Raw genomic sequence first — 19838 nt, 5'->3', positions numbered from 1 at the left:
TTCGAGACGGCACCTCCGGTGCCTCCTCAGCATGAGGGCAACAGGCTTCGGCTAATCACTTCACGACGCCAGATGAAACCAGAGCGTCGCGATCCCTAGGAACGACGAATAGCCGACGACATCCGTCACCGTCGTCACGAAGGCACCCGACGACACCGCCGGATCGACGTCGAAATGGTCGAGGATCAGGGGGATCAAGATCCCGCCGAGCGCGCCGGCGATGAGATTGGTCAGCATCGCCATCGCGATGACAACGCCAAGGCCCGTAAGGCCAAACCAGATGCTGGCAACGACACCCGTCAGAATGCCGAAAGCCAACCCGTTCCAGGCGCCGACCATGAGCTCGCGCATGACGATGCGAAACGCGTTGAAGCGCGACAGATCGCGTGTCGCAAGCGCGCGCACCGCGACCGTCATCGTCTGCGTCGCGGCATTGCCGCCCTGGCTCGCGACGATCGGCGCCAGCACGGCGAGCGCCACCATTTTCTGCAATTCATTCTCGAAAAGGCCGAGCACCGACGAGGCGACGAAAGCCGTGATGAGATTGACGAAGAGCCAGAGGAAGCGGCTGCGCGTCGTGCGCGCCACGCTGTCGGATAATTCTTCCGACATGGACACGCCGCCCAGCGCCTTCAAATCGGCGTCGGCTTCCTCTTGGATGACGTCGACGATATCGTCGATGGTGATGACGCCGACAAGCCGCTCGCCTTCATCGACCACCGGCACGGAGACGAGGTTGTAGCGCTCGAAGATTCGGGCGACCTCTTCGCGATCTTCAAGCACAGACACGCGGCGCCGATCCGCCAGCATGATCTCTTCGAGTCTCGCGCTGCTCCTTGCCCGCATCAAAGTGTCGAGAAACACATTTCCCAAAAGCCTGTGCGCCGGATCGACGATGAAGATTTCAAAGAACTGATCCGGCAGATCTTCCTCGTCCGCATCGCGCATGAAATCGATCGCCTGGCCCGCCGTCCAGAAGGGCGGCGCGGTGACGAGCGTCGTCTGCATGAGACGGCCGGCGGACTCCTCCGGATAATCGAGCGAACGTTGCAAAGCCGCGCGGTCGACCGGCGACAGAGCCTCGAGAATTTCGGCCTGCTCTTCTTTATTGAGATCTTCGAGCAGGCTGACGGCGTCGTCATATTCGAGATCTTGGACGCCCTCGGCGATATTGCGCGTCGGCAGTTCTTCGAGGATTTCGTCGCGGATATTATCGTCGACCTCGGTGAGCGCGGCGAAATCGAAGTCTTGCCCCATCAGCTCGATGAGCTTGGGGCGGAGGTTTTGATCGAGCGCCTCGATCAAGGCGCCAAGGTCGGCCTCATGCAAATCGCCGGCGAGCGCGCAGACGCGCTCCACCGATCCGGCTTCGATGGCGGCAGCGACCTCATGGACGAAGTCGGAGCGGACCTCGTCGTCGTCATCATAGATCGAGGCGGTCTCGACCGAAGGATGGCTCGCGGTCGCAAGTTCGGTGTGCTCGTCTTCGACATCGCTCATCTATCGATTCCGGGTTCGCTCCGGCCCTCAACTCTTTCAAGCCAAGGGATCGCGCTCGAAAATGGCCTGATTCTTATATTTAGACATCGGCTAAATCCGATGTCTCAGGAATGACGGGTTCTTAAGGGCGGCAGGCTACGAAGGCAAACGCCGAAACGGCTCTTCTTATGCGACATAGGGAAGGCTCAATCTGCAGAATGGCGATCGAGGACTGGAACACGCGCGTGAAACTCTCCCTGGCTGCGCTGATCCTCATGCTGGCGCTGCCAAGCCTTGCCGCGGCCGCGCCCTGCCCGCCCGACGCCCTGGGCACCAGCCGTGTTCTCGAAGTTGGCGCGCCGGGCGGCCTTCAGATCGGCTTCAAGACCTATCCTCAGACCTTGCAGCTTGAAGATCACGAGGTCGTGCTGACCTTCGACGATGGCCCGAATCCGGGCACCACGGACCACATCCTCGATGCGCTGGCGAAGCAATGCGTCAAAGCCACCTTCTTCATCATCGGCCGCGAGGCCATGGCCTATCCGGCGCTGCTGAAGCGCGAATATGAGGCCGGTGAAACGATCGGCCATCATTCCTATTCGCATCCAGCCAAGACCTTGCGGCTCATGACGGAAGAGGCAGCCAAAGCCGATATCGACAAAGGCTTTGCCGCGGATGATCGGATTCTTTACGGCTCCGCGGGGCCTGAGCCGCGCGTACCGTTTTTCCGGTTTCCAGGCTTTGCCGACACGCCTGCCCTTGTCACATGGCTGTCATCTCGGAACATCGCCGTCTTCGGCGCAGATTTCTGGGCCTTCGATTGGCTAGATATGTCGTCCGAGGAAGAACTTCAGATTGTCCTTCGAAAGCTCGAACGGGAAAAACGCGGCATTCTCCTGCTGCATGATTCACGGGCTTCGACGGCGGCTATGCTGCCTGACTTGCTCGACGAATTGAAGAAACGCGGCTTCAAGATCGTGCATCTCGTGCCGGGCGCGGCTCTGCCACCGCTTCAAAAGGCGCCAGAGGGTTGGTCGTCCGAGACGGAGGCAGTGATTGCTCGGACCTTGGCTGGAGCTTCTCCTCCTGCCAGTTCAAAAAAGCCGGAACATCTGCAACCATAAGTAGTATTCAAGCCATTTTGCGCTATACTAACGGTTAAGTCAGCTCGACGCTTCGAGCATGCCTGAACCAGGTCAACACTGAAAACTGCCTGCGGCTACCTTGGTTGCAGCCCTCTGCTTTGCGTTGAGAATCCGGCCTGGATCAATATTTAATACACTTATAAGTTGTACGGACCCGCGGTTGACCTTGATGCCATCACGCTCGCTGCCTCACACCACGAATCCTGCCGGTCAGCCAGAGGCTCCGCTTCGGGAGGCGCGAGAATCCACCGCGCAATATATCGCGCAAATGACCGCCGAACTCGCGAGCCTGGCAGAAACCGCGCAGCTCGATCTCCTGAACTATTTTCTGAAAATGGCGCAGATGGAGGCCGAGGCCTATCTGCGCGACGGGAAATGAGCCGTCCTATCCGACGCGCCGCACTTTCGACTCCGGCGGCGGTATGACTTGGTTGCGACCCGCCGCCTTCGCCAAATAAAGCGCCTCATCTGCCGCACGTAAAAGCTTCGCCGGATCGTCCTTTCGGCTCGGATATGCGCAGGCCAAGCCGATACTGGCCGTCACGACGCCATAGAGGCTTTTCTCATGCGTCAAGCCCATTGCCAAAACGCGCGCACGGATGGCTTCGGCAATGTAGAACGCGCCCTTGGGATCGGTCGCCGGCAATAGAACGGCAAATTCCTCGCCGCCATATCGTGCCGCGAGATCGGCCGGCCGGTTGATACCGGCTCTAATGCAATCGGCTATGCCGCGCAGCGCCTTGTCGCCAGCCTGATGCCCATAAGTGTCGTTATAGGCTTTGAAGAAGTCGGCATCGAGCATCAAAAGGGAGAAGGGTTTATTCTCGCGCTCGGCGCGGCGCCATTCGAACGCGAACACGTCGTCGAACTTCCGCCGGTTCGCGAGGCCCGTAAGCTCGTCCGTCGCGGCCAATTCCTCCAATGCCGTTTCGGCCATTTGCCGCCGCCGCAGTTCGGATTCAAGCTGTGACGTCAAAGCGAAGACAGCCGCGCAAAGGACGAGGAAGCATGCAGCGCTGATGATCGCCATGACCCAAAAGACGGTCGAGTTATCGCTGACGGAAATGCCGACGCTTTGGATGAGTGGCAAATTGCCGACCCTGCGATAATCCCGCAGCCGCTCAGCGCCGTTGGCTGAGGCCTTCACTGTCAGATGCCCATCCGGCGCCTGATCGATTTGCTTAAGGAGTTTGGGATCGCCCAGCTTCTGCCCGAGCACCGCTTCGGTAAAGGGCCAACGAACGACAATCGTCCCATCTCTATCAAAGAGCGTAATGGAATCGTTTTCCGCCAAAGTGATCTTGGTGAAAAGACGCTTGAAATGATCAAGCATGATCGCACCGGCCACCACCCCGGCGAAACTGCCGTCCGGATGGTTGATGCGGCGGCTCAAGGCGATCATCCACTCGCCGTTTCTTAAACGGTTGCGAAGCGGATGGCTGATATAGAGGCCCGTAGCGGAACTGGCTGTCTTGTGAACCAGGAAATACTCGCGATCGGATAGGTCGGCTTGCCGAGGCGGGGTGGATTCTGAATCCACAACCACCTTCCCGTTTTCATCAAGAACGATCAGGGATCCGATCCCCTCGTCATGATATAGTGAACGATGCTCGAACAGATTCTGCTGCTGCGTGTCCGGGTTTTGTCCCATAAGCTCCTGACGCGCGATACCATCGGCTACAGCCAGCAGCGAATGATCGTAAAACTCGATGTCGCGTTCGATATCCTGCTCGACCAATACGCTAATATTGTTGATCGATTGCAGAGAGCTCTGCCCTTGCGCGTTGCGGTCTTCAACGAGGTTCGCGACGGAAAAAAGGCGGATCGCAATGAGCGTGGCAAGCACAATCACAATGGCGATTTTGCTCGCCCGGCGCTGGAAGGCACCCTGGTTGGCTAAAGGAAACCATCGAGACAAAAATGAAATGAACATCGTGCCTGCGCATGAGATCAAGGTGATTTTGGATCGAACCGATCCATCATCGTGAACGTGATCGATACAAAGAGGTTAGAGCAGGATGCTGACGGAAAACCGCTACATAGTTCCCTCATCCCGCTCTAGTAATTCTGCGTAGTCATGCGACGATTATGTTAAGAGGCTTTAAAAATTCCCGCTGCGATACTTCTTATTTGAGGCTTTGAGCCTGAGGTGTGTCGCGAAAGCGATAAATTAGATCGTTTCGTGCGCGATTTTTCCGCCGACCAGCGTCAATTTTACACGGCCTTCCATCCGCGCATCGTCAAAGGGCGTGTTTTTGCTGCGGGAATGGAGCTTTGTCCGATCGACGACATAGGGTTCCGCCGGGTCGAATCGGATGAGATCGGCCGGTGCGCCCTTGGCAAGGCGTCCTTGAGGAAGGCCGAGCACTTCCGCCGGTTTCGTCGACATCGCATGCAGCAAGCGGAAAAGGCTTACCTCGCCCGAGGTCACAAGCCGTAACCCAGCGGAAAGCATGGTCTCAAGACCGATCGCGCCATCCTCCGCTTCGGCGAAAGGCAGCCGCTTGGTTTCGACATCCTGGGGATTATGATCCGAAACCACGATATCGATTACGCCTTCGGCCAAAGCTTCGACCAGCGCACGCCGTTCGTCCTCATGGCGAAGCGGCGGAGCCAGCTTTAAAAAGGTCCGGTAATCGCCGATATCATTCTCATTCAGCGTCAGATGATTGATGGATGTCGCGCAGGTCACCGGCAGGCCCGCGGCCTTCGCTCTTTTGATGATTTCGACGGAGAGTGTCGTCGTAACGAGCGCGGCATGGTAGCGCGCACGCGTGAGGTTTACGAGCCGCATATCACGATCGAGCATGATGGCTTCGGCCTCGCGCGGAATACCGGTCAGGCCGAGCCTTGAGGCGAATTCGCCTTCGTTCATCATGCCGCCGGCCGCGAGATCCGGGTCTTCGGCATGATGGATGATGAGCGCGTCGAAATCGCTGGCATAGGCCAAGGCCCGGCGCATCACTTGCGCATTGCGCACGCTGCGCGCTCCATCGCTGAAGGCGATGGCGCCGGCTTGCTGGAGAAGACCGATTTCGGCGATCTCCAGCCCCTGCAATCCTTTCGTCAAAGCCGCGGCCGGAAGCACCCGGACGCGGCCGGTGTCGCGAGCGCGCCGCAACAGGAAATCGACCACGGCCGCTTCATCGACCGGCGGCGTCGTATCGGGGCGCATGAGGATCGTCGTGATTCCGCCAGCTGCGGCGGCTGCCGTTGCGGAAGCAATCGTCTCGCGATGCTCGGCACCGGGTTCGCCCAGAAAAGCCCGCATGTCGATAAGGCCGGGCGCGACGACATCGCCGCCGCAATCGATGATTTGTGCGTGCGGCGGCAAGGCATCGGCGGTGATCGACGCTCCAAGGTCGCGGATGAATCCATCGGCGACCAAAACGCCGCCGCGCGTTTCGGTTGCCTGATCTGGGTCGATCAACCGCGCATTGACGAGCGCCAATGGCTGATGTGCGATCGACGGGGAGGAAATCGATGTGCCGGGGTTCGTCGCCATAAGCCCTAGCTATTCGGTAAATGTTGCGCGAGCGCTTCCAAGACGGCCATGCGCACGGCAACGCCCATCTCGACCTGTTCGCGAATAAGGCTCTGCGGACCGTCCGCGACGGCCGAATCGATTTCGACGCCGCGATTCATGGGGCCCGGATGCATGACCAAGGCATCCGGCTTCGCGAGGGCCAATTTCTCTTCATCGAGGCCGAAGAAGCGGAAATATTCCTTCGAGGATGGCACGAAGCCGCCGCTCATTCGCTCGCGCTGCAGGCGCAGCATCATCACGATGTCGGCGCCTTTGAGCCCCTTTCGCATGTCTGTGAAGACCTCGACGCCCATGCGCTCGATGCCGGGCGGCAGGAGCGTTGAAGGTCCGATCACGCGCACGCGCGCGCCGAGGCAAGCGAGAAGCAGAATATTCGACCGGGCCACGCGCGAATGCAGGATATCGCCGCAAATCGCCACCGTCAGGCCGGAGATGGAACCTTTGTTGCGGCGGATCGTCAAAGCGTCGAGCAGAGCCTGGGTCGGATGTTCATGCGCGCCGTCGCCCGCATTGACGACCGCGCAATCGACCTTTTTGGCGAGCAGATGCACGGCCCCCGCCTGGGCATGGCGCACCACGATAATATCCGGCCGCATGGCGTTCAGCGTCATCGCCGTATCGATCAGAGTCTCGCCTTTTTTCACGCTCGAGGTCGCAACCGACATGTTCATGACGTCGGCGCCAAGCCGTTTGCCGGCAAGCTCAAAAGAGGATTGGGTGCGGGTCGAGGCTTCGAAAAAAAGATTGATGAGGGTGCGGCCGCGCAGCGTCATCCGCTTCTTTTCGACCTGCCTCGACACTTCGACGGCGTCCTCGGCAAGATCAAGCAAAGCATTGATGTCAAGCGGCGAAAGTCCCTCAATCCCCAGCAAATGCCGGTGAGAAAATCGTATCTTTGGGGGCAATTCAGACATTAAACTCGCTGTATGGAGTGAATCCCTACCATTCGCAAGACAAACTCACGGAATTGGTGAAAAGGCTTGCCACGCCTCTCGCGCTGTGCCAATGGCGCTGCCGGCACTAAGCCGGGCGGCGCGCCGATACCGTTAAGCCGGTGTTGCTCCGCCTTAAGTCTTCGTGCCTATTTGACGATTGCACTGCCCTTACCCATCTTCTGTCATGAAGAACTGGGGCTAAGCTGAAAAGATAACGGCTGCTGCAAGCTTAATGCTTTCAAGTAAAGGCCTGTTCAAACTGCCTTCCTACGGGAAGAGGAGGACTTTCTTTTATGAATGTTGTCATCGTCGAATCGCCGGCGAAGGCCAAGACCATCAACAAATATTTGGGCCAGGACTACGAAGTTTATGCCTCATATGGTCATGTCCGGGACTTACCTTCGAAAGACGGCTCCGTCGATCCGGAGACCGATTTCACAATGGTCTGGGACGTCGATGCCAAATCGTCCAAGCGTCTGTCGGACATTGCCAATGCCGTAAAGCACGCCGATCGGGTTATTCTCGCAACCGACCCTGACCGCGAAGGCGAAGCCATTTCCTGGCATGTCCTCGAAGTCTTGAAGAATAAGCGCGTCTTGAAGGATAAGACGGTCGAACGCGTCGTCTTCAACGCGATCACCAAATCCGCCGTGCTCGAAGCGATGGAACATCCGCGCGAGATCGACGCGGCTCTGGTCGATGCCTATCTCGCCCGCCGCGCGCTCGATTATCTTGTCGGCTTCAATCTCTCGCCGGTGCTTTGGCGCAAATTGCCGGGCGCGCGCTCGGCCGGGCGCGTTCAATCCGTGGCGCTGCGGCTTGTCTGCGACCGTGAGCTTGAGATCGAGCAATTCGTCTCGCGCGAATATTGGTCGATCCTGGCGCATTTGAAGACGAAGGCCAGCCAGCCCTTCGCCGCCCGCCTGATCGGCGCCGACGGCAAGAAAATCGGCCGCCTCGATATCGGTACCGAAGCGGTTGCCAAGGATCTCCAGACCGCGCTCGAACGCGCCAAATTTTCGGTCGTAGACGTCGAGTCGAAACCGGCCAAACGGCATCCGTTTGCGCCTTTCACCACCTCGACCCTGCAGCAGGAAGCCTCGCGCAAACTGGGCTTTGCGCCGGCGCGCACCATGCAGCTCGCACAGAAACTCTATGAAGGCGCCGACATAGACGGTGAGACCGTCGGTCTTATTACTTATATGCGAACCGATGGCGTCGACATGGCGCCGGAGGCGATCAGTGCCGCGCGGCGCGTCATCGGCAAGGAATATGGCGACAAATATGTCCCGAAGGTGCCGCGCAAATATTTGGTGAAAGCCAAGAACGCGCAGGAAGCGCATGAGGCCATCCGCCCGACCGATCTCGGCCGTCTGCCGAAACATGTGATGCGCGCGCTCGATCCCGATCAGGCACGTCTCTACGAATTGATCTGGACGCGCACCATCGCAAGCCAGATGGAATCGGCAGAACTCGAACGCACCACGGTCGATATTGTCGCGAAGGACGGGACCCGCACGCTCGATCTGCGCGCGACCGGACAGGTCGTGCGCTTCGACGGCTTCCTGAAGCTCTATCAGGAAGGCAAGGACGACGATCCCGACGATGAAGAAGGTGGTCGCCTGCCGCCGATGGCGAAAGACGAGCCTCTGGCCAAGGACACGATCGACGCCAGCCAGCATTTCACCGAGCCGCCGCCGCGCTTCACCGAAGCCACGCTCGTCAAACGCATGGAAGAACTCGGCATCGGCCGGCCTTCGACCTATGCCTCGACGCTCGCTGTTCTGAAAGACCGCGAATATGTGCGGATCGAGAAGAAAAGGCTCGTGCCGGAAGATAAAGGGCGCCTCGTCACCGCCTTTCTCGAATCGTTCTTCACGCGTTATGTCAGCTTCGATTTCACCGCCGATCTCGAAGAAAAACTGGATCGCGTCTCCAATTCGGAGATCGATTGGAAACAAGTGCTGCGCGATTTCTGGGCCGATTTTTCAAGCGCGCTCGCAGGAACGAAGGATCTGCGCACCACGCAAGTGCTCGACAGTCTCAACGAGATTCTGGGTCCGCATATTTTCCCGCCGAAGGAAGATGGGTCCAGTCCCCGCGCCTGCCCGTCTTGCGGCACGGGGCAACTCTCGCTGAAGCTCGGCAAATTCGGCGCCTTCATCGGCTGCTCGAATTATCCGGAATGCAAATTCACCCGCACGCTGGCCGATACGGGCGCGGAGGCCAATGGCGTCGACGGCACCGATCGCCCCGGCGTCAAAGTGCTGGGCCAGGACCCGGCGACGGGTGAAGAGATCTCGCTGCGCGACGGTCGCTTCGGCGCCTATATTCAGCTTGGCGAGGGCGACAAGCCGAAACGGTCTTCGATCCCGAAAACCATGCAGCCGTCCGACGTCGATTTGGAAAAGGCGCTGAAGCTTTTGTCCTTGCCGCGCGAGGTCGCGAAACATCCCGAAACCAAGGAGCCGATTCTGGCAGGCCTTGGGCGTTTTGGACCCTATGTTCAGCACGGCAAGACCTACGCCAATATCGGCAAGGATGAAGACATATTGGAGATCGGCGGCAATCGCGCGATCGATCTCATCGTCGCCAAGGAAAGCGGCCTCAGCGGCCGGCGCTTCGGCGGCGATACGGCCGCCGCGACGCGCGCGCTTGGCGATCATCCGTCCGGCGGCGCGGTGACGATCAAGGCTGGCCGTTACGGCCCCTATGTCAATCACGGCAAGATCAATGCGACCTTGCCGCGCGAGGCGGACCCGACGACCTTCACGCTCGAAGAAGCAATCGCTCTGCTGGCGGGCAAAAGCGCCGGCAATGCGAGTGTGCAAGGCAGGCTTCTCGGCGAACATCCGTCGGGTGGCGCGATCACCGTGCGTAACGGACGCTTCGGCGCTTACGTGAATCACGGCAAGGTCAATGCGACTCTGAAAAAGGATATGTCGCCCGAGACCGTGACGCTTGAAGAAGCGATCCGCCTCATCGAGGACAAGGGTGGCCCGGTGCCCGTGCGGAAGGGCACGGCAAAGAAGGCCACGGCCAAGAAGGAAGCGCCCGCCACTAAAGTGGCGGCGAAAAAGACCGCTAAGGCCAAACCCGTGGTCGAGAACGACGAAGAGCCGCCATTCGAGGTCGCGCCTGCTAAAAAGACAGCGGGCACTAAAGCGGCGAGCACCGAGAAAGCACCGGCCAAAGCCAAACCCGCCGCTGCGGCGAAGGCCTCAGCGGCAAAGGCTCCAGCGAAGAAAACGGCAGTGAAAAAAGCACCCGCCAAAAAGGCGCCAACCAAGGCCCGCCGCGCGTGAGAAAGCCTGCCGGGACCCGCAAGACCGGCAGGCCCATGACCGAGGGAATGGATGCACCCGCTCCTCCCCCGCTTCCGACACGCGAGGAAATTCTGGCCTTTATCGCGCGCGAACGCGAAGCGCTCGGCGAAAAGACACCATCGAAGATTGGCAAGCGCGAAATCGCGCGAGCCTTCGGCATCAGGGGCTCTGATAAGATCGGTCTCAAACGTGTCCTGAAGGAGCTCGAAGCCGAAGGCGCGATCGAACGCCGCCGCAAAACTCTGCACAAGGCCGGACTTCTGCCGACCGTCGTTCTCGCCGAGATTTTCTCGCGCGACCGCGACGGCGATCTTCTCGCGGTTCCGGCCGAATGGGACCCGAGCGACGGCGACGTGCCGAAAATCGTTTTGCTTCTGCCGCGCGTGCAGCGGCGGGGCGCGCCGGTCCCAGGCCTCGGCGACCGCGCGCTCGTGCGCGTCGAGCCATTGCGCGACGCCGCGGCGCATGAGCCTGCCTATAGCGGCCGCATCATCAAGCTTTTGTCCCGCGCAAAGGCTCAGGTGCTCGGCATCTACCGCCGCGATCCGCAAGGCGGCGGGCGTGTGTCGCCGGTCGATAAGAAGATGGCCTCACGCGGGGATTACCGCATCCTGCCGGGCGACGAGAGTACGGCCGAGGAAGGCGATCTCGTCGCGGTGGAGGTTCTGGCCGCGAGCCGCCTCGGCCTGCCCTCGGCTCGCGTGCGCGAAAAGCTCGGCTCGCTCTCAAGCGAACGCGCGATCAGCCTGATCGCCATCCACACGCATGGCATTCCCAACCAGTTCCGCCCCGAAGCGCTCGCCGAGGCAGAGCATATGCGCCATGCTACGATGGAGCATCGCGAGGATTGGCGCGATCTTCCGCTCGTCACGATCGATCCGGCCGATGCCAAGGATCATGACGACGCGGTCTATGCGCGTGAAGATGATGACCCGAACAATAAAGGCGGTCATATTGTCGTTGTCGCCATTGCCGATGTCGCCTCCTATGTGAGGCCGCATTCGCAGCTCGACAAGGAAGCGCTCGACCGCGGCAATTCGGTCTATTTCCCGGATCGCGTCGTGCCCATGTTGCCGGAGCGGATCTCGAACGATCTCTGCTCGCTGCGCGCGCTTGAAGACCGGCCGGCCTTGGCGGTACGCATGTTCGTCGATGCGCATGGCCGCAAGCTTCGCCACACATTCCACCGCATCATGATGCGCTCGGCCGCGAAACTCTCCTATCCGCAGGCGCAGGCGGCGATCGACGGCGCGCCGGACGAAACAACCGCGCCGCTTCTAACCTTAACGCTGCGTCCGCTATGGGCCGCCTATGCCGCAATCAAGATCGCGCGCGACCAGCGCGCGCCGCTCGATCTCGACCTGCCGGAGCGCAAGATTCTGCTGAAACCCGACGGTTCGATCGATCGCGTGATCGTACCGCAGAGGCTCGATGCGCATCGGCTCATCGAAGAATTCATGATCATGGCCAATGTCGCCGCAGCCGAGTCGCTCGAAGACAAACGCGAGATGCTGATCTATCGCGTGCATGATGAACCGACCGTCGAGAAGCTTAATAATCTCGCAGAGTTTCTAGCCTCGATCGGCATCAAGCTCGCGAAGGGCCAGGTGCTCCGGCCGGAGCAATTCAACGGCATATTGAAACGCGTGCGCGGCACGGAGAACGAGCAGCTCGTCAATGAAGTCGTGTTGCGGTCGCAGGCGCAAGCCGAATATGCCGCCGAGAACTACGGCCATTTTGGCCTCAACTTGCGCCGCTACGCGCATTTCACCTCGCCGATCCGCCGCTACGCCGATCTCATCGTGCACCGGGCCTTGATCAAGGCTTTGCATTTCGGTCACGGTGGCATGCCAGACATGACGCGCGAGCAATTGGCGGAAATTGCCGCGCGCATCTCTGCGGCGGAGCGTCGCGCCATGGCCGCCGAACGCGAAACGACCGACCGCCTGATCGCTACGCATTTGGCCAATCAGATCGGCGCGCAATTCGAAGGCCGCATCTCGGGCGCGACGCGGGCTGGGCTTTTCGTGAAGCTCGCCGATACGGGTGCCGATGGGTTTATCCCGGCGGCGACGCTCGGAGCGGATTATTTCCGCTACGAGGAGACCCAGCATGCGCTCGTCGGCACGCGCTCCGGCATCACGCACAGGCTCGGCGATCCGGTGACGGTGAAGCTTGTCGAAGCAGCGCCCTTCGCAGGTGCGTTACGTTTCGAGTTGATCGACAGCGAGCCCCGGCGCGGTCAAAGACCGCTCAAGGGCAAGGTGCCACGCGACAGCGGGCCTCATGTTCCAAAGAGCCGATCGCGTCTATCTAAGGCGCATCGATCCTGACATTTGAGTCTCGACGCCTCAGTTGGATACCTATGAATTTTGATTCCCTGCGTTTGAGAATCTTTGCCTTTATCTCACTGAAAAGCACTGTTGCCTGGAGCTTGAAATGAAAGCTGTGCAAGTGTCTTATCCCGCCGTCGTAATGTCGCATGACGCGGGCATGCCAACATCCGAGCGCAGCGAGCGCAAGATTGGACGCTCGCTGTGGCGAGGCTTTCGCGGCCGCTGCCCCTCATGCGGCGAAGGCAAGATGTTTTACCGTTACCTCAAAGTTAACGATAAATGCCCGGCCTGCGGCGAAGAACTGTTCCATCAGCGCGCCGATGATGCGCCGCCCTATATGACCATCTTCGTCGTCGGCCATATCATCGGAGCCTCGATGCTGATCGTCGAGGACAAATGGCCGGACGCGCCGCTCTCGCTGCATATTGCGATCTGGCCGGCGCTGACAATCGTCCTGTCCCTGGCCTTGCTGCCGATGATGAAAGGCGCTTTGATCGGTTATCAATGGGCTTTGCGCATGCACGGATTTGACGATGCTGCGGAGGCCGAAAAAACACCTGCGGAGTAATCATGGTGACGGCGGCAAACGATCCGGAGCCGCGTCTCGCCGCAAGTCTGATCCTGATCGACCATAGTTTCAAAGCCGAACCGAAACTTCTTCTCGGACGCCGGCACGCCAATCACGTTTTTTTGCCGGGCAAATTCGTCTTTCCCGGCGGACGCAGCGAGCCCGAAGACGCCAAGATGACTGCGCTCGGCACACTTGCCCCGCAGGCGGCTAGACGATTGAGCCAACCCGCGACGGGCAACGCCATCGCCGCGCCCGAGGCACTCGCCCTGACGGCGATCCGCGAACTCTTCGAAGAAACGGGCATGCTGCTTGGGGATCGCAGCGAGCTTGCAGTGTCAGCCCCGCCCGATACCACCTGGGCGCAATTCGCGGCGGCGCAGGTGATCCCGGATCTCAACAAATTGCATTATGTCGCGCGCGCGCTGACACCGCCTGGATATCCGCGCCGCTTCGATACGCATTTCTTCGCCGCCGACGCGAAGGATATCTCCGCGACCAAAGAAGACGCGGTCAATGACGGCTCCGAACTCGTCGAGCTTCGCTGGGTGACCGTCGCGGAGCTGGCGCGCCTCGACATTCTGCCCGTCACTTATTTCATCGCCCTGGAGCTTGCGCATCGGCTCGCGGCTGGTCTAGGCCATGACCTGCCGGTTCCTTATTTTTACGCGCAGGACGATCGTTGGATACGCGCCGAAGTCTGAAAGAGCCTCGGTCCGACGCGTCCGCCGAGAACATGAAAACCGCGCTCGGAATCGCCGCGGCCATAGCCACGATCTCGATTGTCGGCGTCGGCCTGTCGCTCACCATCGCGCTTTTGTCGGTGCGCCTCGAAGAGGCCGGATATTCGGCGAGAGCCATCGGCTTGAACCCGGCGGCGGGCGGCCTCGCGACGCTCGCCTGGGCGCCCTTCGTACCGGTTTTAGCGCGATGGATCGGCACCCGCCGTCTTTTGCTGCTTGCGCTCATCATTGGCGCGCTCAGCCTCGCGGCTTTCGCTCTCACCGGCGATTATCTGTCCTGGCTCCTCATCCGCGCCATCTTCGGCGCCACGCTGACGACTTTATTCGTGATCAGCGAATATTGGATCAATGCGGTCGCACCGCCCGGCCGGCGCGGCATCGTCATGGGTCTTTACACGACGACGCTTGCCATCGGCTTCGCCCTTGGCCCGCTCATCCTTCTCGTCACCGGCGTCGAAGGGGCAAAACCCTTCGTCATCGGCATCGCGCTTTTCATCATCGCCACATTGCCGATCGCGCTCAATCAAAGCGCGCCGCAGATCGAGGCTCGCACCGCAATCCCCGTCTCCAGCTTTTTGACGCTGATGCCGGTCGCGACGCTGGCCGCGCTTCTCCACGGCGCCATCGAGACGGCGAGCATGAGCCTTCTGCCCGTCTATGCCTTGCGAATCCACCTCGGCGTCGAAGCCGGCGCCGGATTTCTCGGGCTCTTTCTTCTCGGCAATATGCTGTTTCAAATCCCGATCGGCCTGCTGTCGGACCGCTTCAACCGGCGCAGACTTCTATTCGCCGTCGCGCTCGGTGGCCTGCTCGGGACCATCGCGCTGCCTTTGGCGGCTTCCGTCAACTTTATCCTGTTCTGCGTGATGTTGACCGTCTGGGGCGGCCTCGTCGGCGGCTTTTATGCCATCGGCCTCGCGCTTTTGGGTTCGCGCTATGGCGGAGCGGAATTGGCGAGCGCCAATGCGGCTTTCGTCATGTTTTATTCGCTCGGCATGCTGGCCGGGCCGCCGGTGGTCGGTTTCGGGCTCGATCTTGTGACGCCGAACGGGTTTTTTATCGGGATCGCCGTGTTGATTTTGCCCTATTTGGCTCTCGTTTGGCGCAGCTTGCGACACGCGGATTCTTGACAGGCGGGGCGCGATCCTTATGGTGCGCGCAAATCTCCAATTCAGGTCGAAGCCGGCGTCTACGGCATTCGCCGTCGTTTGCGCTTAAGGATATCCCATGGCTAAGGCCGCGATGATCAAGATCAAGCTCCTGTCGACTGCCGACACGGGCTATTTCTATGTGACCAAAAAGAACGCCCGCACTAAGACCGAGAAGCTGACGTTCAAGAAATATGATCCCGTCGTGCGCAAGCATGTCGAGTTCAAGGAAACCAAGATCAAGTGAGCGGTCAGCTCACTTCTTCTATAAGATCAAATACTTATATAAATTTTCTCGCGTAGTGATTGAATAGTCAAACCAGCGAGACGAGATTGCCGCCATGCCGTTCGAGGCGGCCGGCCAGCTCCAGTTCGAGCAGGATTGCCCGAATCGCTTGTGCGGGCATGTCCGCCGCGCGGACCAATTCGTCGATCGAAACCGGCGACGGCCCTAAAAGACCGATGATCCGCTCCGGTCCCGAAAAGGGCTCGGCACCGGCAGAGTCGGCTTCATCGGCTGTCTGCTCGATGCCGTAAGGCGCCGGCGCCCGATCCGGAGAGTGAGTCTTAGGTACCGCGCCCGGCTCCAAACCCTCGTCGAGATCGAGTTCATCCCAGAGCGGTTCATTCGGATTTTCCGTCGCGCTCGGCTCAGAGAAGAGATCGCCATGACGCATATGCGCCTGCAGCCGCGCCGCTAGCGCGTCGAGCACATCCTCAACCCTCGTGCAGAAAGTCGCGCCATCGCGCAACAGAGCATTGGTGCCCTCGGCGCGCGGATCGAGCGGCGATCCCGGCACCGCGAAGACCTCGCGTCCCTGCTCGCCTGCGAAGCGCGCGGTGATCAGCGAGCCGGAGTTTTTTGCGGCTTCGACGACGACAATGCCGGACGAGAGCCCGGAGACGATACGGTTGCGGCGTGGGAAATCCCGGCCGCGCGCTTCCCAGCCAAACGGCATTTCGCTGATGGCAGCACCTCTTTCGAGAAGCTGCTCCAGAAGTTTCTCGTGATCGGCCGGATAGATCTTATCGTGACCGCCAGCGAGCACGGCAATCGTGCCGCTCTCGGTCGTAGCGCGATGCGCCCGTGCGTCGATGCCGCGCGCAAGGCCCGAGACCACGACATAGCCCGCTTCGGCGAGACCGCGCGCGAGGCGCTCGGTAAAGGCGAGCCCCGCCGCCGAGGCATTGCGCGAGCCAACGATCGCCGCTGTCGGTCGCGCGAAGACGGAGGGATTGCCGCGAATGGCGATCATTGGCGGCGCCGAATCGATCTCGCGCAAAAGCCAGGGATAGTCCGGCTCGGACCAGCCGATGAAACGCGCGCCGCAGCGTTCCGCCGCTTCGAACTCGGCTTCGATATCCTCGACATTGGCAAGCCGCAGCACACGGCCATTGGCGTTTTTCGCCGCAAGGCTTGGCAGCGCCTTGAGCGCCGCCGCCGCGTTGCCATGGCGCTTCAGCAGCATGGCAAAGGTGCGCGGCCCGACATTCTCGCAGCGCGACAAGCGCAGCCAATCGAAGCGCTCGCGATCGGAGAGCTGCGTGGCTGCGCTCATGCCTGCCCGATCTTATGTTCGGTGCCGCCCAAAAGCCGCATGATATTGGCGCGGTGCATGATCCAGAGCAGCACGGCGAGCCCCGTAAAGAGAAGCGCCTTCTGGCCTTGGCCCAAGCCCAAGAGAACCACGGGCACCAAGGCGCTGGCGCTGAGAGCCGCCGCCGAGGAATAGCGGGTGAGCGCGGCGACGCCGAGCCAGATGGCGACGAAGGCGAGCCCCGCCTGCCATTGCAGCCCGAAGAGACAGCCGAGAAAAGTCGCGACGCCCTTGCCTCCTTTGAAGCGCAACCAGACCGGAAAGAGATGGCCGAGAAAGGCGCCGGCAGCGGCACAAAGAGCCACCGGGATTTCGGTTTGGCTCACCGGCCAGAGACCATTCGCAACCAGAACGGCGAACGTCCCCTTCAGCGCGTCGAGCAGGAGTGTGAGCGCCGCCAGATCCTTGCGGCCGGTACGCAACACATTGGTCGCGCCTATGTTGCCGGAGCCGATCGCCCGCAGATCCTTGGTGCCGGCGAGCCGCGTCAAAATAATGCCGAAAGGAATGGAGCCGCAGAGATACCCAAAGACAAAGGCTGAAAAGGAGCCGATCACGCGGGACATCCATAAGCAAACAAGATTGCAAAGACCCTATCGCGGTTTTGGCAAATGAGTCCACGGAAAGCGCCCTCACCCTTGAGCTGCTGAAAGCAGCGTCTCGAAGGGCGACGGCACGCGAGCCATAGCCCGTTGCTTGCGACGGGCGTCGCTTCGCAACGCCCTATGGCTCGCTCCTCAGGATGAGGGATCCTTTCCTCCGATCGCGGACTCAGACGCTCGGCAGGATGACGAAGGAATCGCGCGGGCCGCCGGGCTCCAGAACCGACGCCTCCGCTTCGTCGATCAGGATTTGATCGACGCGCGCCATGGGCGGCCCCGAGCGGCAGAGTTCACATAGCGTCTGGACCGTTTCGGGAGGACCGGCCAAAACCGCCTCCACATCGCCGTTGCCGCGGTTGCGGGTCCAGCCGGTTACGCCGCGCGCGTCCGCCTCCGCCTTCAGCCAGACGCGATAGCTGACGCCCTGCACACGGCCGCTGATCGTCAAATGGAGGATGAGCTGAGGAGATGCCGGGTCTTCAGCCATGGTAGCAGATCATCATCTTGAAGAACGCAATGGAGCGGCGCGTCCCTTCTCCCGCTTGCGGGAGAAGGTGCTGATGAAATGAAGCGGATGAGCGTTCTTTCAGCTCCAACGACCCCTCATCCGACCTGACTTCGTCAGGCCACCTTCTCCCGCAAGCGGGAGAAGTAGCGCGCCCAACCTTTGGTTAGAAATCGATACCGATCGCGATCGCCGTGACTTTCGTCTCGACGAGATCGATCTTTTCCTTCCGCTTCGGCCGGAAACGGAACTTGTTGCGGAGGCTCGCGGTCAATTCCTTCTCGACGACCTTGACATCGGGGAATTTCGCCATCATCGCCTTATATTCGTCGTAGCGCGCTTTGTAGGTCTCGGAATCATGGGACCAGAACCGCAATTGCGCCGAAAACACCTTGCCGTATTTCTTGACGAGATAGGGGCGCGTTTCCGGGTTTTCCGGGATCAGCCAGCGCGGATCGAGAACGCCGTCATCGCAACTCATGGAGCGGATGCCGGTTTCAAGCATGTAGAAATAGCCGTCCTCGCCTTTCTCGTTGAGCGGGACGATCGCGCCGGTGTCCGGATTATAGAGATCGTAGCCGGTCTCGACCTCATATGCCGTGCTCGAGGCGAAAACCTCGAAGGGGCCAAGATGGTCCTCGTCCGTCTCCAGGACCTTTTCGGTGACGCCTTCCATCATTTTGCAGGCATTGGCGTAGATCAGGCTGACGCCGGTATTGCAGTTCTCGATCCACGACGGAAAGGAATTGTCGATGATCTTGTTCAGCCGCCCTTCGGCCGGCAGGTCGAAAAAGGCTTTCGCGAATTTGAGGTCGTAACCGGTAGGCATGCAGGTGATCCTTCATACGGTGCGGCCGGCTTTGCCGGTCCGAAAAGCGCTAACCCTTTGGGGCAGTTGGAATCCAAGCGGTTTTCCTCAGCCGGACCTCTCCGGTTGAGGAAAACCCACCTGGTCCACCCCGCCCCAGCAAATAAGGTGCCTCATTTAAAGGTCGGCGGCGGAAGCGGCAAGTCACTTGATTTGGCAGGGGAAGCTGAGACGGCTGGAAGCGCTCTATACAGCAATATTGTCGATGAGACGGGTCTTGCCGATCCGCGCGGCGGCGAGAAGCCGCACCGGCGCGCCGGCCAATTGATCAAGCGACGCCAGGGTTTCGGCATGCCGCGCCTCGACATAATCGATGGCAAATCCGGCTCCGGCAATAGCGATCCGAGCTTCTTCCAGCGCGGCCTCGACCGGCTGCCTCGTTTTGATGGCCTCGGCGCATTTTGTGAGCGCCCGATACAAGGCCGGCGCGTGCAGGCGCTCTTCGGCCGAGAGATAGACATTGCGCGACGAGAGGGCCAAGCCATCGGCCTCGCGCATGATCGGCGCGGCGACGATCTTCGTTTCAAAATCGAGATCGCGCGCGAGGCAGGTCAAGACTTTGAGCTGCTGATAGTCCTTCTCGCCGAAGACCGCGGCATCGGGACGGCATTGATTGAAGAGCTTGGCGACCACCGTGGCGACGCCTGCGAAATGCGTCGGCCGGAACCTGTCTTCAAGACCGACGGTCGCGGGTCCCGCGAGCGAGATCGTGGTCGCGAAGCCTTGCGGATACATGACATCGACAGAAGGGACGAAGACGAGATCGCCGCCGGCCTCTGTGAATTTTGCGACATCCGCTTCAAGACTGCGCGGATAGGTGGAAAGATCCTCGGTCGGCGCAAATTGCGTCGGATTGACGAAGATCGACATCACGATCTTCGTGCCATGGCTTTTGCCGGCATGGACGAGAGAAACATGTCCGGCATGCAGCGCGCCCATGGTTGGGACGAGCACGATGGTCTCGCCCGCCGCGCGCCAAGCCGAGAGCTGCGCCCTGAGGCTCGCAACATCATGCGCGATCGGAACCGGAGCTGCCAT

General features: G+C 60.4%; 17 protein-coding genes. 8 read left to right on the top strand and 9 right to left on the bottom strand.

The window, feature by feature from the left end; all coding sequences use genetic code 11:
* Positions 1-60: 60 nt before the first annotated feature.
* A complete protein-coding gene (gene mgtE / locus A3OQ_RS0112930) occupies positions 61-1500 on the bottom strand; it encodes a magnesium transporter (protein ID WP_020175819.1) in 1440 nt (479 codons plus the stop codon).
* 197 nt (positions 1501-1697) lie between these two features.
* On the opposite strand from mgtE, the gene A3OQ_RS22300 reads away from it, so the two are divergent.
* The gene (locus A3OQ_RS22300; RefSeq protein WP_020175818.1) at positions 1698-2603 is read left to right on the top strand and encodes a polysaccharide deacetylase family protein; all 906 of its coding nucleotides are present in this window, start codon (positions 1698-1700) and stop codon (positions 2601-2603) included.
* 190 nt (positions 2604-2793) lie between these two features.
* Positions 2794-3003, top strand: a complete 210-nt coding sequence (locus A3OQ_RS24880) for a hypothetical protein (protein WP_152428431.1) — start codon at positions 2794-2796, stop codon at positions 3001-3003.
* A 6-nt stretch (positions 3004-3009) separates the two neighbouring features.
* On the opposite strand, the gene A3OQ_RS22295 is transcribed toward A3OQ_RS24880, so the two are convergent.
* The 3 genes from A3OQ_RS22295 to A3OQ_RS0112905 form a co-directional block, all read right to left on the bottom strand.
* Positions 3010-4557, bottom strand: coding sequence for a diguanylate cyclase (locus tag A3OQ_RS22295; protein ID WP_020175816.1), 1548 nt, complete (start codon positions 4555-4557; stop codon positions 3010-3012).
* 237 nt (positions 4558-4794) lie between these two features.
* A complete protein-coding gene (locus A3OQ_RS0112910; RefSeq protein ID WP_020175815.1) occupies positions 4795-6129 on the bottom strand; it encodes a dihydroorotase in 1335 nt (444 codons plus the stop codon).
* Between the two features lie 5 nt (positions 6130-6134).
* Complete coding sequence (locus A3OQ_RS0112905; RefSeq protein WP_026595792.1) at positions 6135-7085, bottom strand: aspartate carbamoyltransferase catalytic subunit; 951 nt, start codon at positions 7083-7085, stop codon at positions 6135-6137.
* 314 nt (positions 7086-7399) lie between these two features.
* Here A3OQ_RS0112905 and topA point away from each other — a divergent pair, with 314 nt between their 5' ends.
* From topA to rpmG, 6 genes are all read left to right on the top strand, one after another.
* Positions 7400-10411: a type I DNA topoisomerase gene (topA, locus tag A3OQ_RS0112900; RefSeq protein WP_020175813.1), complete on the top strand. Its 3012-nt coding sequence runs from the start codon at positions 7400-7402 to the stop codon at positions 10409-10411.
* 35 nt (positions 10412-10446) lie between these two features.
* Entirely contained in the window at positions 10447-12765 is a 2319-nt protein-coding gene (rnr, locus tag A3OQ_RS0112895) for a ribonuclease R (RefSeq protein ID WP_020175812.1), read from the top strand.
* Between the two features lie 106 nt (positions 12766-12871).
* Positions 12872-13336 (top strand): DUF983 domain-containing protein, encoded by a 465-nt coding sequence (locus tag A3OQ_RS0112890; protein WP_020175811.1) that lies wholly within the window; start codon positions 12872-12874, stop codon positions 13334-13336.
* A 2-nt stretch (positions 13337-13338) separates the two neighbouring features.
* Positions 13339-14040, top strand: coding sequence for an NUDIX hydrolase (locus A3OQ_RS22290; RefSeq protein WP_020175810.1), 702 nt, complete (start codon positions 13339-13341; stop codon positions 14038-14040).
* Positions 14041-14072: 32 nt separating this feature from the next.
* Entirely contained in the window at positions 14073-15209 is a 1137-nt protein-coding gene (locus tag A3OQ_RS0112880) for an MFS transporter (RefSeq protein WP_020175809.1), read from the top strand.
* Positions 15210-15306: 97 nt separating this feature from the next.
* Positions 15307-15474, top strand: coding sequence for a 50S ribosomal protein L33 (gene rpmG / locus A3OQ_RS0112875; protein ID WP_020175808.1), 168 nt, complete (start codon positions 15307-15309; stop codon positions 15472-15474).
* A 67-nt stretch (positions 15475-15541) separates the two neighbouring features.
* Here the strand turns inward: rpmG and dprA are convergent, their stop codons facing one another.
* The 5 genes from dprA to panC all read right to left on the bottom strand — a co-directional run bounded on the left by dprA (position 15542) and on the right by panC (position 19838).
* Complete coding sequence (gene dprA / locus A3OQ_RS0112870; RefSeq protein ID WP_020175807.1) at positions 15542-16786, bottom strand: DNA-processing protein DprA; 1245 nt, start codon at positions 16784-16786, stop codon at positions 15542-15544.
* Positions 16783-17391 carry a glycerol-3-phosphate 1-O-acyltransferase PlsY gene (gene plsY, locus A3OQ_RS0112865; RefSeq protein ID WP_020175806.1) on the bottom strand — a complete coding sequence of 203 codons (609 nt, stop codon included), beginning with the start codon at positions 17389-17391 and terminating at the stop codon, positions 16783-16785. Before plsY ends, dprA begins: the two co-directional genes overlap by 4 nt.
* A gap of 205 nt (positions 17392-17596) precedes the next feature.
* Positions 17597-17914, bottom strand: coding sequence for an acylphosphatase (locus A3OQ_RS0112860; RefSeq protein ID WP_020175805.1), 318 nt, complete (start codon positions 17912-17914; stop codon positions 17597-17599).
* 184 nt (positions 17915-18098) lie between these two features.
* Positions 18099-18761, bottom strand: a complete 663-nt coding sequence (locus tag A3OQ_RS0112855; protein ID WP_020175804.1) for a hypothetical protein — start codon at positions 18759-18761, stop codon at positions 18099-18101.
* A gap of 225 nt (positions 18762-18986) precedes the next feature.
* Entirely contained in the window at positions 18987-19838 is an 852-nt protein-coding gene (panC, locus tag A3OQ_RS0112850; protein WP_020175803.1) for a pantoate--beta-alanine ligase, read from the bottom strand.

The organism is Methyloferula stellata AR4 (assembly GCF_000385335.1).
GTDB classification, from domain to species: Bacteria; Pseudomonadota; Alphaproteobacteria; order Rhizobiales; family Beijerinckiaceae; genus Methyloferula; species Methyloferula stellata.
The sequence above is the reverse complement of the archived record's forward strand: the minus strand, read 5'-3'. Positions and strand labels throughout refer to the sequence as shown.